This is a genomic window from Derxia lacustris (assembly GCF_002105195.1).
GTDB classification, from domain to species: Bacteria; Pseudomonadota; Gammaproteobacteria; order Burkholderiales; family Burkholderiaceae_E; genus Derxia; species Derxia lacustris.
Window position 1 is genome coordinate 1 of the sequence record NZ_MUHU01000040.1, and the last position, 1295, is coordinate 1295.

Annotated in this window: 2 protein-coding genes; one reads left to right on the forward strand and one right to left on the reverse strand. The window is 66.2% G+C overall.

The window, feature by feature from the left end; all coding sequences use genetic code 11:
• Positions 1–484: electron transfer flavoprotein subunit alpha/FixB family protein (locus B9P64_RS21500; RefSeq protein ID WP_217808732.1), on the forward strand; the 484-nt coding region annotated here is incomplete at its 5' end.
• Positions 485–559: 75 nt separating this feature from the next.
• Here B9P64_RS21500 and B9P64_RS21505 read toward each other — a convergent pair.
• Positions 560–1144: a TetR/AcrR family transcriptional regulator gene (locus B9P64_RS21505; RefSeq protein ID WP_085318160.1), complete on the reverse strand. Its 585-nt coding sequence runs from the start codon at positions 1142–1144 to the stop codon at positions 560–562.
• Positions 1145–1295: the final 151 nt, after the last annotated feature.

A 1295-nucleotide genomic window follows, 5' to 3' on the forward strand; every position in this document is an offset into this window, starting at 1 on the left:
CACGGCCTTCGACCCGGTCGCCGCCACCGGCGGCAGCGCCAGCATCACCAACCTCACGCCCGCGCCGGCCAAGACCAAGAGCCGCTTCATCGGCCGCGAACTCGCCAAGAGTGAACGCCCCGAACTCACCGCCGCCAAGATCATCGTCAGCGGCGGCCGCGGCATGGGCAGCGCCGAAGCCTTCAAGCTGCTGGAGCCGCTCGCCGACAAGCTCGGCGCTGCAATGGGCGCGAGCCGCGCCGCTGTCGACGCGGGCTATGTGCCGAACGACTGGCAAGTGGGCCAGACCGGCAAGATCGTGGCGCCGCAGCTGTACATCGCGGTCGGCATCTCGGGCGCGATCCAGCATCTGGCCGGGATGAAGGACAGCAAGGTGATCGTCGCGATCAACAAGGACGCCGACGCGCCGATCTTCGGCGTGGCCGATTACGGGCTGGTCGCCGATCTGTTCCAGGCCGTCCCGGAGCTGGTCGAGAAGCTCTGATCGAGGCTTCGCGCCAACAAAAAACGCGCATCCGGCGAAACCGGCATGCGCGTTTTTTTACGTCCGTCGCAGCGCTCAGCTCGCCTGCGGCTTGCCCTGGATGAGCCGGAAGATGTCGGCGCGCGCCTGCTGGATGTCGGTGTCGAAGCGCTCGCAGTCCATCAGGCTCTGCCCGAACACATAGGCGTAGACGAGGATGCTGCGGCTCGACGCTTCCTGCTTGCTCAGGCCGGCGTCGAGGAAGAGCTTGCGCGCGCAGTCGAAGCGCATGGCGTCGACCTCGCGCACGGCGGCGGCGGCGCGCGGATCGCGTCCGGCCCAGTCGCGCACCGCCAGCTCGATGCGCATGCCCTTGCGGCTGCGGGTGGTGCTGTAGACGCTCAGCACATGCTCCACCTGCTCGAATTCCTTGCCCGGCTCGCATTCGGTCTGCTTGACGATGTCGCGCATGCGGCCGTCCTTCCAGCGCTCCAGCACACCGAGCAGCAGCTCGTCGCGGTTGTCGAAGTGCCAGTAGAAGCTGCCCTTGGTCACGCCGAGCGCCTTGGCGAGCGTTTCCACGCGGATGCCGGCCAGCCCTTCTTCGGCGAAAGTCTCGGTGGCTGCATCGATCCACGCTTCGCGGTCGAGAATGGGTTTGGCGGAGGCGGCTCGGGACATGTCTGATGCGGGGCAACATTGCGAAGTCGCGAGTATCGCCCAAGGTTGACAGCCGGCTTTGGCTCCCCTAACTTGCGCTTCCCATACGCAGCAGTATGGAAACGATAACGAAGCGAGGAGTCGACGGTGAAGGTTCTGGTCCCGGTCAAGC